This is a genomic window from Pseudomonas coronafaciens pv. oryzae str. 1_6, from assembly GCF_000156995.2.
In the GTDB taxonomy this organism is placed as follows: domain Bacteria; phylum Pseudomonadota; class Gammaproteobacteria; order Pseudomonadales; family Pseudomonadaceae; genus Aquipseudomonas; species Aquipseudomonas tremae.
Window position 1 is genome coordinate 947,606 of record NZ_CP046035.1, and the last position, 14,848, is coordinate 962,453.

Consider the following 14,848-nt stretch of genomic DNA (forward strand, 5'->3'; position numbering starts at 1 on the left):
CGGACTCCATCCTCTCCCGCTGAAAAAACCCTAAATCCCTGTTGAGTGATTTTATTATCAGTTGTACGATGACTTACGACATCGGCAACGACCCGGTGATCTTCTAACAATTATGTCCCCCAGGGTGTTCGAATAATGAATCCACAAGAACTGAAGTCCATCCTCTCTTCCGGTCTGCTGTCTTTCCCGGTTACCGATTTCAACGCCCAAGGTGATTTCCATCGCGCTGGCTACATCAAGCGCCTCGAGTGGCTGGCCCCGTACGGTGCCAGTGCCTTGTTTGCTGCAGGCGGTACAGGCGAGTTCTTTTCCCTGGCAGCCAGCGAATACTCCGAAATCATCAAGACTGCTGTCGACACCTGCGCTACCAGTGTGCCGATCCTGGCCGGTGTAGGCGGGGCAACTCGTCAGGCCATCGAATATGCTCAGGAAGCCGAGCGTCTGGGCGCCAAAGGTTTGCTGCTGCTGCCGCACTATCTGACCGAAGCCAGCCAGGACGGTGTTGCCGCGCACGTTGAGGCTGTGTGCAAATCGGTCAAGATCGGTGTGGTTGTCTACAACCGCAACGTCTGCCGTCTGACACCAACGCTGCTGGAGCAACTGGCCGAGCGTTGCCCGAACCTGATTGGTTACAAGGATGGCCTGGGCGATATCGAACTGATGGTTTCGATCCGTCGCCGTCTGGGTGATCGCTTCTCGTACCTGGGCGGTTTGCCTACCGCCGAAGTGTACGCCGCTGCCTACAAGGCGCTGGGCGTACCGGTCTACTCGTCGGCGGTGTTCAACTTCGTGCCGAAACTGGCGATGGACTTCTACCACGCCATTGCCCGAGACGATCATGAAGCAGTCGGCAAGTACATCGACGACTTCTTCCTGCCTTATCTGGACATCCGCAATCGCAAAGCGGGCTACGCAGTCAGCATCGTCAAGGCCGGTGCCAAAATCGCCGGTTACGACGCAGGTCCGGTTCGTGCGCCATTGACCGACCTTACGCCAGACGAGTGCGACATGCTCGCTGCCCTGATGGACAAGCAAGGCAAGCAATAACACCTGTGACGACAGAGCCGCTGAGCGATCAGCGGTTTTTTCGTTGCCGCGCATGACCCTTACAGGTGGTAGATGTCGTCGCCGTGACACTGCCAAGGGGCCTGTAACGCTACACCCCAAAACAGCTTTACCCGCGTAAAAAAATAATCAGTGGGAGCTCTACGATGCAAAAGTCCAAGCCGACGCACGTCCGCTATTTGATCCTGTTGATGCTGTTTCTGGTCACCACGATCAACTACGCCGACCGCGCCACCATCGCTATCGCTGGTTCCAGCATCCAGAAAGACCTCGGCATCAGTGCTGTCACTCTGGGCTATATCTTCTCCGCATTTGGCTGGGCCTACGTGGCCGGTCAGATCCCTGGTGGCTGGCTGCTCGACCGGTTCGGGTCGAAAAAAGTCTACGCCATGAGCATTTTCACGTGGTCGCTGTTCACCCTGCTGCAAGGCTACGTGGGCGAGTTCGGCGTCTCCACGGCAATCGTCGCGCTGTTCATGTTGCGCTTTCTCGTCGGTCTGGCTGAAGCACCTTCCTTTCCGGGCAACGCACGCATTGTGGCAGCCTGGTTCCCGACCGCCGAACGCGGCACGGCCTCGGCGATCTTCAACTCGGCGCAGTACTTCGCGACTGTGCTATTCGCACCGCTGATGGGCTGGATCGTTTACACCTACGGCTGGCAGCACGTATTTGTGGTCATGGGCGCATTCGGTATCGTGTTCTCGATGGTCTGGATGAAGGTCATCTACGGCCCGCGTAACCACCCGATGATCAACGAGGCCGAGTTCGAGCACATATCGAACAACGGTGCGCTGGTCGATCTTGATCAGGACAAAGGCAAGAGCACACAGAAAACAGCCAGCAGTGGCCCCAAATGGGACTACATCCGTCAGTTGCTGACCAACCGTATGATGCTCGGCATCTACCTGAGCCAGTACTGCATCAACGGCATCACCTACTTCTTCCTGACCTGGTTCCCGGTGTACCTGGTTCAGGAGCGCGGCATGACCATCCTCAAGGCTGGCATGATTGCCTCCTTGCCGGCTATTTGCGGCTTCATTGGCGGGGTATTGGGCGGGATCATTTCCGACTACCTGCTGCGCAAGGGCCACTCGCTGACCTTCGCCCGCAAAGCGCCGATCATCGGCGGCCTGTTGCTGTCCACCTCGATCGTGACCTGCAACTATGTCGATGTCGAATGGGTGGTCGTGGGCTTCATGGCGCTGGCCTTCTTCGGTAAAGGCGTCGGTGCGCTGGGCTGGGCGGTCATGTCCGATGTTTCGCCCAAGCAGATTGCCGGTTTGAGCGGTGGCCTGTTCAACACCTTTGGTAACGTTGCATCGATCACCACCCCAATCGTGATTGGTTACATCATCAGCAGCACCGGCTCGTTCAAATGGGCACTGGTGTTCGTGGGCGCCAACGCGCTGGTTGCGGTGATCAGTTACATTTTCATCGTGGGCGAAATAAAGCGTGTGGAATTGAAAGAGCCGCCTGCCAAGGGGCCATCGCTGAACGACTCGGTCAGCGACCTTTCCGAAGCAAAATCCTGAGGAAACCGTGATGAACCTGATTCAACATGCCGATTCTCCGCGTTACATCCGGCTGCATCCGCTGGATAACGTCGTGGTCGTGGTCAACGATCAGGGCGTGCCAGCCGGCACCGAGTTCGATAACGGGCTGGTGACGGTCGACAACGTGCCGCAGAGCCACAAGGTCAGCACCGTTGACCTGGCAACAGGCGAGGCGATCATTCGTTACGGCCATACCATCGGTTACGCGCTGCAACCGATACCGCGTGGCAGCTGGGTCAGGGAAGACCAGTTACGCATGCCATCCGCGCCCGCGCTCGACAGCCTGCCAATGTCTGATGCAGTGCCGGAAAAACAGGCGCCGCTGGAGGGTTACACCTTCGAGGGCTACCGAAATGCCGACAGCACGGTGGGCACCCGCAACATTCTGGGGATCACCACCACGGTGCAATGTGTGACCGGCGTGCTGGATCATGCGGTCAAGCGCATCCGTGACGAACTGTTGCCCAAGTATCCGAATGTCGATGACGTGGTGGCCCTGACCCACAGCTACGGTTGCGGCGTTGCTATCACAGCCACTGATGCTTACATCCCGATCCGGACCGTGCGCAATCTGGCACGCAACCCGAACCTGGGTGGCGAGGCGCTGGTGATCAGCCTGGGCTGCGAGAAGCTGCAGGCCGGGCAGGTCATGCATGAAGGCGACAGCTCGGTGGACCTGAGCGAACCCTGGCTGTACCGGCTTCAGGACTCCAGCCACGGCTTCAACGAGATGATCGAGCAGATCATGGAGCTGGCCGAGACACGCTTGAAGAAACTGGACCTGCGCCGCCGCGAGACTGTTCCGGCTTCGGAGCTGATCCTGGGCATGCAGTGCGGCGGCAGCGATGCGTTTTCCGGTATCACTGCCAACCCGGCTCTGGGTTATGCCTCGGACCTGCTGCTGCGCGCAGGGGCGACGGTGATGTTTTCCGAAGTCACCGAGGTGCGCGATGCTATCTATCTGCTGACATCCCGCGCGCAGGATCAAGAAGTCGCGCAAGCGCTGGTTCGCGAAATGGACTGGTACGACCGTTACCTGGCCAAGGGCGAAGCCGATCGCAGCGCCAACACCACGCCGGGCAACAAGAAGGGCGGATTGTCGAACATTGTCGAGAAGTCCCTCGGGTCCATCGTCAAATCCGGCAGCAGCGCCATCAACGGCGTGCTGGGGCCGGGCGAACGGGTCAGTGGCAAAGGCTTGATCTTCTGTGCCACACCCGCCAGCGACTTCGTTTGCGGCACGCTGCAACTGGCTGCCGGAATGAACCTGCATGTGTTCACGACAGGGCGCGGCACGCCTTACGGCCTGGCGATGGCGCCGGTGGTGAAGGTCTCGACCCGCACCGAACTGGCTCAGCGCTGGCCTGACCTGATCGATATCGACGCTGGCCGTATCGCCACCGGGCGCGCAAGCATCGAGGACTTGGGCTGGGAGCTGTTTCACTTCTACCTGGACGTGGCCAGCGGCAAGAAGAAGACCTGGACCGAGCACTACCGGCTGCACAACGACATCACCCTGTTCAACCCTGCGCCTATTACCTGACAGTCTGTTACGCAGAACGCTACGGACGTCGCTCTCACTCTAGCGGGGCGGCGTCCGTCCAATCCTGCGTAAAGGTCCGATCCAAAAGATTCTCTGAACTTTAAGGCACTTTCAGGCCTCTTCTACAGTAAGGGCGGCCGGTCTGGCTGCCTTCGTTGAAGGTGCAGGAGATTTCAAATGGGTTGGATATCGGAAAATCATTTATGGCTGTTTGCGGCGCTGACGGCGTTGGTCGTGATTTCAGACATTTGGGCGGTCATGCGCATTCGCAAAAGCAAGACTGAATCCAGCAACAAGCTGATGTGGATCATCGTTGTCATCGCTGTGCCTGTCCTGGGCGTGCTGGCACTCGTCATTGCGGGACCGCGCCTTGTCGACACCCCTGCGCGACCTGAGCAGCAAAGTACAAAGTATTAACCCCGTCTTCCAGAAATGCCCCGCCTTGCTGCGGGGCATTGTTGTTTATACGCCCCTGATTCTCTCCCGCCGGGCAGCTGTCATCATAAAGATGAGTCGCCAGCTGGCAAAAATTCAAATCTCTGCAATTCTTCTGACATGGTGAGGTGTTCATATGCTCGCCATTCAGACCCGAAAAGGAGAGAGCGCATGTCTATCATTACCAAGTGGGCGTTGCAGGCGGTTGCACTGATTGTGCTGGGCTGGATGGCGACAGTGACGGCAAGCTGGAACAGCGGTGTTGCCAGTGGCACCGGCAGCGATCGTCTGGCCGAGTTGAGCGTTGGTGTACTCAGCAGCACGACTGTGAGCGCCACCCGCTCCGCGACTGTGCAGGGCGAATAAATCACGCACAAGCCGCTAGATGGCCTTACTTTTCTGCAGGCAAAAAAATGGCCCACAACAGGGTGGGCCAAATGGGATTCATCAAAGGAGTGGGGTCAATTTACCCATCCAGACGTGAAGAGGATGTGAAACGGATGTCATGGAAATGAGAAGTCTTTCAGTTTGAAAAAAAGATGCCATCTGGATAAAACAGCGTTGTCAGCTGTGTGATAACGCTGTTTGGTGGCGGGTCCTGGCTGTTGCCTGGACGAGACGCGGGGACTTAGCGGGCCATTGCTCTTGCGGTTCTTTCAGCAGGCATCACCCGATGTGCCATGTGGGGCAACGAGTGAGGCGCATCGATTCTGGATTTCATGCGATCTGCAAATTCTCTGGCTTCCTGCCAACTCCTGCACTTGACCGGGTAATCATCAAGTTTTACAACCCAATCAGCCCCGTATACACCTTCTTCAATTCGGATAAGCATTGCTGGCATCTCCTGTTAGCGAGGGTAAATCTGTGCCGGGTCATCGGCGTGAAAGCAGACCGACAAAATCCTGCGCCGAAAACCTGTGCGGGGCTACAAAAAATCACACTTCCCGATGAATGTAAGCCTCGCGCAACAGATCCTGACGTTGTTTGCATGCGCGCAGCCTGACGCAAAAATGTGACAGGCTGATGGGGGAGGGTCAGAACGCCAGTTTGAAGCCGATCATGCCCAGCATGATTGCCAGGAAGGGCCGCAAGATATCGTCGGAAATCCGGCCTGCCATATGGCTGCCTAGATAAATGCCGGGTAACGAGCCCATCAGCAGCCAGCCCAGCAATGCCCAGTTCATGTTGCCCATGCTGGCGTGGCCCAGGCCTGCAACCAGCGTGAGCGGAACCGCGTGGGCGATTTCAGTGCCCACCAGACGCCGGGTAGGCAGCAGCGGATAGAGGATGAACAAGGCGACAGTGCCCAGCGCGCCCGCACCGATGGAGGTCAGCGCCACCATGGTGCCGAGGATCAGGCCGGTGATGACAGTCAGGACCGTCAGGCTGGTGCCGCTGAAAAACGAGTGGCCGTCGCCGCGACCATGAGCGAACGCCAACAGTTTTTTCTTGAAGAGGACGGCAAGGGCAGTGAGGAGCAGCACATAGCCCAACGCCTGCTTGATGATTGCATTCAGGGCTTCGGGTGCAGCATGCAAGGTGCTCAGGAACCACAGCGTCAACAGCACTGCAGGCACACTGCCCATTGTCAGCAGACCTGTGACCTTCCAGTCGATGTTGTCATTTTTGCGATGGACCAGCACCCCGCCGGATTTTGTAATCGCCGCGTACAGCAGATCCGTGCCTACCGCTGTGGCCGGGTTGATGCCAAACCACAACAGAATCGGCGTCATCAGCGAGCCGCCACCGACTCCGGTCATGCCCACGATAAAACCGACTACCAGCCCTGCAACTACAAACCCCAGACCACCCGCTTCCATATCCAACCCTGTCAAGCAAACGCATCAGGTAAAAAGTGGCGGGCAGCATAACGGCTTATGCCTGAAACGGTTATGAAGATGTGGTCTAAGGTTATAACCGTTTGTCACGGATGACAGCGGCCTCAGCGGCTTCGGCAACGCTTTGCAGACGCCGAGTAGGGCCAATCCATTTCAGCAGTGCGTCGGCTTCCATCGGTTTGGCAATCAGGTAGCCCTGGCCTTCGTCGCAACCCCACTGTTTGACCAGGCGCCGGATATCATCTGTCTCGATGCCTTCGGCGACTACGCAATAACCCAGCTTCTTGGCGAGACCGATCAAGGCTTTGACCAAGCGTTGATCGGTCTTGTCGGACGCCAGGTTACGAATCAGCGACTGGTCGAGCTTGACCGTGGTCGCGGGCAACTGGCGCAGGTAGCTCCAGTTGCTATAGCCAGTGCCGAAGTCATCGATTGCCACGTCCATGCCCATCTGACGCATGCGTTCCAATTGGTGGCGCACTTCCGCCGGGTTCTGCATCAGCGCCCCTTCGGTGAACTCAAGTTCAAAGCGCGTGGGGTCGATCTTGTGCTGGCTCAGCAGGCGAATCATCCGGTCGGTAAACGCAGGGCCGGAGAGGTCTGCCGGGCTGACGTTGATCGCAATGCGGAAGTCGAACCCCTTCTGCTGCCATTGCGCGGCCTGCTCGATTGCGGTCTTGAGCACCCACAGGCTCAGCGGGCGCATCAGGGCGGTCTTTTCGGCCAGCGGCACGAACTCGGCCGGGCCAATGGGGCCGAGTGTCGGATGATTCCAGCGCAGCAAGGCTTCTACCGATGTGCAGAGACCGGACGCCAGATCAATGCGCGGCTGGTAGACCAGACGCAATTGATTGTCGGCATGCACAGCAGTGGTCAATGAGCTGAGCAATTTGAAGGCGCGTTGTTGCGCGGCATCGAAATGCGGCTCGTACATTGCCCAGCCGAGGTTGCGATCACGCGCGTCATCGGCGGCGCTGATGACCATGCGCATCCAGTCCTGCTCTTCGGCCGCGTCGCGACTCAGCGTCACGACGCCCAGGCCCACCTGCATCTGCACGGGAATGCCTCGGCATTCAACGGGGGTCTGGAAATCTTCAATAATGATGCGCAGCAGGTAATCAGGCACCTGATCGCCAGGCAGCAGAAAACCGAAGCGGGTAGGGCTGACTTTGTACAGCGGACAGGTCGGCGGCAGCAAAGCCTCCAGGCGGCCCTTGATCGCTGTCACCAGGTCTTGGGAGAAGCTGTAGCCCAATGCCTTGACGATGTCATTCAGGAACGCGGAGGTGATCATGTCCACCGCAATCAGCTGATAATCGAGAGTCGAGGCTAGCGCCTGATGGATGTCTTCCTGCAGGCGCGAGCGGTTGTACAGGCCGGTAGGCTGATCGATGAAGCAGCTGAGTCGCAGGCTGACGATGCGTTTCATGACCAGCGAGGCGAAGCGCTTGAGCATCAGCATTTGATGCTCGCTCATCGGCTCGCGAGGTTTGGTGTCGATCACGCACAGACTGCCCAGCGCAAGGCCGTCGTCGGTGATCAGCGGCGCGCCAGCGTAGTAGCGGATATCCGGGTGGCCGGTGACCAGGCCATTGTTCACGAAACGCTCGTCAATGGTTGCGTCAGGAACTTCAAACGGGACGTCGGAAAGGATCGTATAGGCGCAGAACGACACATTACGCGGCGTTTCCCGTGGTTTCAGGCCAACCCTGGCGCGAAACCACTGGCGATTCTCGTCGACGATGGAGACCAGCGAGATAGGTGCCTGAAAAAACTCGGCAGTCATCGCCACGATCTCATCGAGTACGTCGTCTGACGTATCGTCGAGCACGCACAGCTCCCGTATGCGCAACAGACGTTGCGATTCATTAAACGGGATAGGGGCGCTGGCGTTCATAAGATTCTCAAGGGTGTGCGGTGATGCCTATTTGACATCACGAAACGCACTTTAGCAGGAGAAAAGATTTCGACCACGGGCGCGAGATGCCAGTTAATCGGCAGCGGCCACTTATTTTTTAGCGTAATCGCTCTATGGGGCAGATAGATAAAGGATGCAGCTTCATATTTCTCGGGGTTTTGCGCGTGGTGCCATTCGTCGGCTTGTCAGGAAAACCTTCGAATCTCGTGTATTGCACCGGGCGCTGTCTTTGGGATTTGCAGGCTTTTGCAGTCCGAAATAAGCTCAGTGATCGTCAGTCATGGAGCGCTTCATATGAATGTCCAGATCCGGCCCGCCTGCGAGGCAGATGCCGAGGTCATCAGTCGAGTGGTATTGGCAGCCTTGCACACCAGCAATGCCAGGGATTACTCGGCCGACGTAATCGAGCGTGTCGCGCAGAGCTTCAGTGCTTCTGCGCTTTGTGCACTGATGAGGCAACGCCAGATGTTTGTGGCAGTAGCAAGAGCCGTCATTGTCGGAACGGCGAGCCTGGACGGCCATGCCGTTCGCTCGGTATTCGTGGACCCCGACTGGCATCGGCGCGGGGTGGGCCGGTTGTTGATGGAGCAGATTGAGCGCGTGGCCCGTGGCGCGGGCGAAGAGCGGCTGGTGGTGCCGTCGTCAGTGACCGCGCAGGGGTTCTACGCCGCTCTGGGCTTCAAGGTTGTGCGCGAGCACATTGAGGACGAAGAACGCACCTTGATCATGGAGCGGCACCTGCACAGCTGAGGCAACGAAGGGTCAGGTGGTCAGTTCCTGGATTTCCTGTAGCTGGTAGTGGGCATACAGCGTGCTGCCGATCAACGTGCAGAACACTTTCAGGGTGTCGAGCGTATCGTGATCGTCGAGCTGCGCGGGCAGCGTGTCCAGGCCACACAGCGTGCCGAAGAAGTCTCCGTTGGGAAAAATGATCGGCAACGAAAAGTAGCTCTGAAACCCGTAGAGTTTCGGCACCGGGTGCTCGGAGTAAACCGCATCAGTGGCCAGTTCGTTGATCACGATAGGCTTTCTGTGCTGACGCAACTCGTTGCAGAGCGTTGTTTCCAGTTTAAGCTGATGGCCGGGTTCCAGTCCAAACTGGATCTCGTCATACACCGCACACGCGGTCCAGCTGCTGTCGGTCACTTTTGCAATAGCCGCGAATCTCAGCCCGGTCAGCCGGGTTACCAGCCGCAGAAGGCTGGAAGTGGCTTCGATTTCACTGATGACTGCCAGCTCTGCCGAAGTCAGGTTGTTGTTCAAAATGCGTCACCCTGGTCATAAAAGCACTCACGCAACCTTGGCAGTACGCCTGGCGCATGCCGATCTTGTGCAGGGTGTGATCGTGCCATATCTGATCAAGGCTTACATAACTATCTTGGTCCACGTACGTCACGATCGGCTATCAACTTTCAGTACGTTCTCAGCGCGACCACCCAAACAAGGCCTTACTTGTCGGGTGCCGTTGTCGCCACTGTCAAAACAAGCGCATCAGGTTTTGAATCGCAATACTAAATCGTTCAGATTTACCGCCAGTTCCGAAAGCTCGTTACTGGCTTCCAGTGTCTGGCGTGTGCCCTCGCTGCTTTGCACGGCCAGGTTACGGATACTGATCAGGCTTCTGTCCACATCTCTTGCCACATGCGCCTGTTGTTCGGACGCCGTGGCGATTTGCAGGTTGCGGTTGTTGATCTCCAATACCGAATCGGTGATCTGCCGCAACGACTGCCCGGCGTCTTCAGCCGTTTTGCGCGTGTTGTGTACCTCAAGAGTGCTCTTTTGCATGGATTCGACCGTGGCGGACGAGCCAGCCTGTATCGCCGAAATCATCTGTTCCACTTCCTGAGTGGAAGTCTGTGTGCGATGCGCCAGTGCGCGCACTTCATCCGCCACCACGGCAAACCCGCGGCCCTGTTCGCCTGCACGCGCGGCTTCAATGGCGGCGTTGAGTGCCAGCAGGTTGGTCTGCTCGGCAATCCCGCGAATCACGCCCAGCACTTTGCTGATGTCCTGCGCCTGGCCCGCAAGGGCCGTGACCTGTGCGGAAGAGCCCTCTACCAGCCCGGTCAGGTTCTGCATGGCGGTCAGGGTTTCGGCGACACGCTGGTTGCCCAGATCGGCGGAAACACTGGACTGCTGAGCAGCCGCAGACGTTGACGTGGCGTTGCGAGCGACCTCTTCTACGGCGGCGCTCATTTCATTTACCGCAGTTGCGGCCTGTTCAATTTCGCTGTTCTGTTGCTGCAATGTGCGGTCGGCGCTTTCGGTAATCGAGGTCATCTCGACGGCGGCAGTGCTCAGTTGAGCGGACGCGCCGGAAATTTGCCGGATGGTATCGCGCAGGTTGCTCGACATCGTGTTCAGCGAGGTCATCAGCCGGGCCGCCTCATCCTTGCCGGAGACTTCCAGTTGCCGGGTCAGATCACCCGCAGCAATGTCTTCTGCTAGCTCCAGAGAAGCGCTGATCGGGCGAACAATGCTGCGCGTCAGTGCAATGGCGAGGAATACGGTGAGGATCGACGCAACGATGACGACAGCCACCAACACATTGACGCTGTGGTTATAGACCGCTGTTGCGTCCTCGCCTGAGCGTTGGGCGTCTTTTGCGTTACGACCGCGCAGCGTGTTGAGGTCGGCCTGATAGGCATTGGCTCGCTGAACCTGTTCGTTGTTGGCGAAAGACAGGGCTTTTTCGTGGTCTGTCGCGTCGGTCGTGATTATCTGCTTCACGCCGGCCACGTAATTGTCCATCTTGTTGTGGGCCTCCTCGAACTGCACCCGGTCCTGCTCGTCGGAGATCAAATTCTTTCGGTAGAACTCACTGCGCCCCTGCAGCGTGTCAATGGCTTCCCGGGCGCTGCTCGCCGCCGTGCTTCGTACGGTAGAGTCGGTGCTGGCCAGCATGCGGATGCTTTCCAGGCGAGCATGAAGCAGGGCGATCTGGATGTCGTCGACGACCTGAACGCTGGGCAGTGAGTTCTCCTCGATGTTCTGCTCTGCCGCACGCAGGTGTCCGATCTGAATGTACGAAAACACGCCCAGGCCTATCAGGATCATGGTGATGATGCCAAAGCATAAGGATGCTCTGCGCGAGATATTCAACGACCTGAGATTCATATCAGCCTCCAGCGGCTAAAAACAGACGGAGGGGTGAAAAGCCCCTTCCTATGCCTGTTTTTCTGCCGAAGTTGATAGAGCTTTAATCAAAACGCCATGAAAGTTATTTCATGCTCGCGTTAAGTTGCTGGATGTAACGAGTTACTGTGAGGTCCCAGCGCTGATAGTTTCAGATGCTGATGATTGCACTTCTCGATTTAAGTATTAACTCTATTTTTACTGCCTTGCTCTTTATGGGGCAGCTTTTTATTGTCGATGAACCCTTCTTCCGTCTGCGCGTGAGCGACAGATCGCCGGTTGGCGTCGGCGACGTTATCCAGAAAGTTCGCTACACAGCCCATGCAGGCGATACGTTCTTCCACATGCGGCATGTGGCTTGAATCCTCGAATACTTTGCAGACGATACCGCGGATTTTTTTGACGTAAGGCCTGACCACCGTCGAGGTGGCTTCGTCATGGCGACCGGAAATCAACAGGGCAGGGACATTGACGAGCGGCAGGCGGTCGACAATGGACCAGTCTTTCAACGTGCCGGTGACATGGAACTCCGTGGGCCCGTTCATCGAGTGATATACGGTCGGGTCTTTGTCGATCTGCTCGAAAGTGCGTTTCACCTCGTCCGGCCAGCGCTTCACGCGACACACATGGCGCTTGTGGAAAAGCCCGGAGGCTGCCAGATAGTCCGGATGGTCCAGCGTGCCAGCCTGTTCATGAAGCGATAACGCCGTCTGCACGGCCTCAGGCAATTCCTTGCGCAGCCGGTTAGCTTCGCTGGCCCAGGTATGCATATCCGCCGGCGAGTTGGCGATGATAAGTGCTTTCAGGCCTGGCGGTTGGAGCACAGCGTGCTCCGAAGCCAGCATGCCGCCCCAGGACTGGCCGAGCAGCACGTAATTGTCAGTGATTTTCAAGTGCGCCAGCAGGTTATCGAGTTCTTTCAGAAACAGATCGACTGTCCAGAACGCTGTGCCTTTGTGGGGTAGGTGGGTCGAGAGTCCGTTGCCCAACTGATCGTAATGGATGACAGTCCGGCCCGTACTGGCAATGTCTTTGAACGAATCGACGTAATCATGTGTACAGCCAGGGCCGCCGTGGAGGATGACCAGCGGCGTGCTACCGGTATGGCGATCACCAGTGACGCGATACCAGGTCCTGTATTCGCCAAAGGACGCGTAGCCTTCCTCTATCGGCATATATGCCATATCACCGGTCCCTGCTGGATAATTACTGGCACCATAGCGCGGGCGGGAAAATCTTGTAACTATAGGAAGTGATAGGTTTTGGCCGAGAGCCCGGTCGGCTGTCGCACCTGGCTGGCGGCAGGAGCACTGTGCATCCAGCGGCTAATTTGTATCCTCAGGTTTACCTGGGCATTGGCGAGGGCGGCGGGTGGTAAAGTCGCTGCCTTTTTACGCTACACCCCGCGGAGCCTTCATGCACACCCCCACGCCTCATAACGAATCCCCTAACGCGCTGGCGTTCATCACGCGGTTTTTCGCCGCTGAGTCCGCTGGCGGGCTGGTCCTGATGGGCGCTGCTCTGGCTGCCCTGATCGTTGCCAACTCGCCACTGGCCGACAGCTACTTTGCGGCGCTGCACGCGGTATTCGCCGGGCTGTCGGTTGCGCACTGGATCAACGACGGGTTGATGGCGATTTTCTTCATGCTGGTCGGGCTGGAAATCAAACGTGAAGTGCTTGCGGGCCAGCTCGCATCGTGGGGCCAGCGAGCATTGCCAGGCTTCGCCGCGCTGGGCGGCATGGTGGTTCCGGCATTGATCTACGTGGCATTCAACTGGGGCCATCCAGACACCATCGGCGGTTGGGCCATTCCGGCAGCGACCGACATAGCGTTTGCGCTGGGCGTGTTGTCCTTGCTTGGCAAGCGCGTGCCCCTGTCGCTCAAGATATTCCTGTCGGCACTGGCGATTCTCGATGACCTCGGTGCTGTCCTGATCATCGCGCTGTTCTATACCAGTGACCTGTCGATCCCCATGCTCCTGGCAGCTTTTGCCAGCATTGCCGCGCTGGTTGCACTTAATCGACTGGGTGTGAAAAAGCTGCTGCCTTACCTGATCATCGGCGCGCTGCTGTGGTTCTTCATGCTCCAGTCCGGTATTCACGCCACCCTCGCAGGTGTCGCGCTGGCACTGTGCATTCCGCTCGGCAAACCCGATGAAGAAGCTACTTCGCCGCTGCTGCACCTTGAAGAAAAACTGCACCCCTGGGTCGCGTTCGCCGTTGTACCGATCTTCGGCTTTGCCAACGCTGGCGTGTCACTGTCAGGCATCACCGCCGACAAACTGGTAGACCCGGTGCCGCTTGGCGTCGCACTGGGGCTGCTGGTCGGCAAACAGGTCGGCATCTTTGCAATGGCGGCTCTCGCCATCCGCGCCGGTTTGGCCCGGCTGCCAGACGGCAGCAACTGGGGCCAGCTATACGGCGTCTCGGCACTGTGCGGTATCGGTTTCACCATGAGCCTGTTCATCGGCGCACTGGCCTTCCCAGGCGCTCCGGATCTGGTGGATGAGGTCAAGGTGGGCGTGCTGATCGGGTCAGTGTTGTCGGCGTTGCTGGGGGTGATGGTGTTGCGCAGGTTTGGGGCGCGGGGGTGAATCGCTGCGTTGCGCAACAAGCACTCATCTTTACGCAAAAGTCTCGATGAGCTTGGAAAGCGGGTCTGAAACTATGCAGACTCTCGTTCACACGCGTTACACACAACCCCTGAGTTACCCGGAAAATGGGACCGTCACAGGATCCTGTTTATTAATGTTTATGGGTTGAGCGTCGATACAGCTTGAGCAAACAGGCCTTGCTGGTCAAGCGGTCAATTATCCGGTGTGAAAGGCCTTGAATGACACATGCTGGCTATAACGCCCGATCTGCGCGCTACTGAAAAAAACGGACCCGCAGAGTGATCGCAAACCTCGTCCTGTTGCAATAACCCATCTAAGGATGGCAATTTTACGTCTTTATTAAAGAAGGGATTCAGCTATGACTTCAAAGATTCCGATGGCTTTACTGTTGTGTGCTTTGCCTTTTTTCACGTACGCAGCGGAATACAACGTAAAGACGTACTGCAAAAAAGTAGCCGACTCTGTAGGTGGGAGCGCTCAAATCGAACTCGGATGTCGTGAGCAGGAAAACGATGCGAAAGCTGCTATACCGGGCAAAAACGCAACGCCAAAAATACTGAAATATTGCGATCAGGTTGCCCAGTCAATCGGTGGCAGCTATCAGATACTTTCAGGCTGTATTGACCAAGAGCAGGATGCACAAAAGAAACTCGGAAATTAATCCTCTTTCTCGGCATTTACGGTCCAAGGTGCATTAGCAATAAGGGCCCTGTTGCAAGCGCAAGCCTAGAAAAACGCCTCCACA

Annotated in this window: 14 protein-coding genes and 1 pseudogene; 8 read left to right on the top strand and 7 right to left on the bottom strand. The window is 57.4% G+C overall.

Features of this window, described 5'->3' with window-relative positions:
• Positions 1-135 precede the first annotated feature (135 nt).
• From kdgD to POR16_RS04175, 5 genes are all read left to right on the top strand, one after another.
• On the top strand, positions 136-1,047 hold the full coding sequence (gene kdgD / locus POR16_RS04155; protein WP_005888902.1) for a 5-dehydro-4-deoxyglucarate dehydratase: 912 nt from the start codon (positions 136-138) through the stop codon (positions 1,045-1,047).
• A gap of 164 nt (positions 1,048-1,211) precedes the next feature.
• On the top strand, positions 1,212-2,597 hold the full coding sequence (locus POR16_RS04160; protein WP_005888903.1) for an MFS transporter: 1,386 nt from the start codon (positions 1,212-1,214) through the stop codon (positions 2,595-2,597).
• A 10-nt stretch (positions 2,598-2,607) separates the two neighbouring features.
• Positions 2,608-4,161, top strand: a complete 1,554-nt coding sequence (gene garD, locus POR16_RS04165) for a galactarate dehydratase (protein ID WP_053931536.1) — start codon at positions 2,608-2,610, stop codon at positions 4,159-4,161.
• Positions 4,162-4,338: 177 nt separating this feature from the next.
• Positions 4,339-4,578 (top strand): PLD nuclease N-terminal domain-containing protein, encoded by a 240-nt coding sequence (locus POR16_RS04170; RefSeq protein WP_005888906.1) that lies wholly within the window; start codon positions 4,339-4,341, stop codon positions 4,576-4,578.
• 189 nt (positions 4,579-4,767) lie between these two features.
• Entirely contained in the window at positions 4,768-4,962 is a 195-nt protein-coding gene (locus POR16_RS04175) for a hypothetical protein (protein WP_005888907.1), read from the top strand.
• A gap of 262 nt (positions 4,963-5,224) precedes the next feature.
• On the opposite strand, the gene POR16_RS04180 is transcribed toward POR16_RS04175, so the two are convergent.
• The 3 genes from POR16_RS04180 to POR16_RS04190 form a co-directional block, all read right to left on the bottom strand.
• Positions 5,225-5,428 carry a hypothetical protein gene (locus POR16_RS04180; RefSeq protein WP_005888908.1) on the bottom strand — a complete coding sequence of 68 codons (204 nt, stop codon included), beginning with the start codon at positions 5,426-5,428 and terminating at the stop codon, positions 5,225-5,227.
• A 202-nt stretch (positions 5,429-5,630) separates the two neighbouring features.
• Entirely contained in the window at positions 5,631-6,416 is a 786-nt protein-coding gene (locus tag POR16_RS04185; protein WP_005888909.1) for a sulfite exporter TauE/SafE family protein, read from the bottom strand.
• A gap of 91 nt (positions 6,417-6,507) precedes the next feature.
• On the bottom strand, positions 6,508-8,331 hold the full coding sequence (locus POR16_RS04190; protein ID WP_005888911.1) for a sensor domain-containing phosphodiesterase: 1,824 nt from the start codon (positions 8,329-8,331) through the stop codon (positions 6,508-6,510).
• A 315-nt stretch (positions 8,332-8,646) separates the two neighbouring features.
• On the opposite strand from POR16_RS04190, the gene POR16_RS04195 reads away from it, so the two are divergent.
• Positions 8,647-9,102 (top strand): GNAT family N-acetyltransferase, encoded by a 456-nt coding sequence (locus POR16_RS04195; protein ID WP_053480158.1) that lies wholly within the window; start codon positions 8,647-8,649, stop codon positions 9,100-9,102.
• A gap of 12 nt (positions 9,103-9,114) precedes the next feature.
• Here the strand turns inward: POR16_RS04195 and POR16_RS04200 are convergent, their stop codons facing one another.
• The 4 genes and pseudogenes from POR16_RS04200 to POR16_RS04210 all read right to left on the bottom strand — a co-directional run bounded on the left by POR16_RS04200 (position 9,115) and on the right by POR16_RS04210 (position 12,671).
• On the bottom strand, positions 9,115-9,615 hold the full coding sequence (locus POR16_RS04200; RefSeq protein WP_005892831.1) for a GAF domain-containing protein: 501 nt from the start codon (positions 9,613-9,615) through the stop codon (positions 9,115-9,117).
• Between the two features lie 228 nt (positions 9,616-9,843).
• Positions 9,844-10,725: a methyl-accepting chemotaxis protein gene (locus tag POR16_RS26970; RefSeq protein WP_371903653.1), complete on the bottom strand. Its 882-nt coding sequence runs from the start codon at positions 10,723-10,725 to the stop codon at positions 9,844-9,846.
• Positions 10,699-11,469: pseudogene (locus POR16_RS26975) on the bottom strand (MCP four helix bundle domain-containing protein); the annotation flags it as partial. The pseudogene POR16_RS26975 and the gene POR16_RS26970, both read right to left, overlap by 27 nt.
• Positions 11,470-11,666: 197 nt before the next feature.
• Positions 11,667-12,671, bottom strand: coding sequence for a proline iminopeptidase-family hydrolase (locus tag POR16_RS04210; protein ID WP_005888916.1), 1,005 nt, complete (start codon positions 12,669-12,671; stop codon positions 11,667-11,669).
• Positions 12,672-12,903: 232 nt separating this feature from the next.
• On the opposite strand from POR16_RS04210, the gene nhaA reads away from it, so the two are divergent.
• Both nhaA and POR16_RS04220 read left to right on the top strand, forming a co-directional pair.
• Positions 12,904-14,082, top strand: a complete 1,179-nt coding sequence (nhaA, locus tag POR16_RS04215) for a Na+/H+ antiporter NhaA (RefSeq protein ID WP_005888918.1) — start codon at positions 12,904-12,906, stop codon at positions 14,080-14,082.
• A gap of 379 nt (positions 14,083-14,461) precedes the next feature.
• Complete coding sequence (locus POR16_RS04220) at positions 14,462-14,764, top strand: hypothetical protein (RefSeq protein ID WP_005888920.1); 303 nt, start codon at positions 14,462-14,464, stop codon at positions 14,762-14,764.
• Positions 14,765-14,848 lie beyond the last annotated feature (84 nt).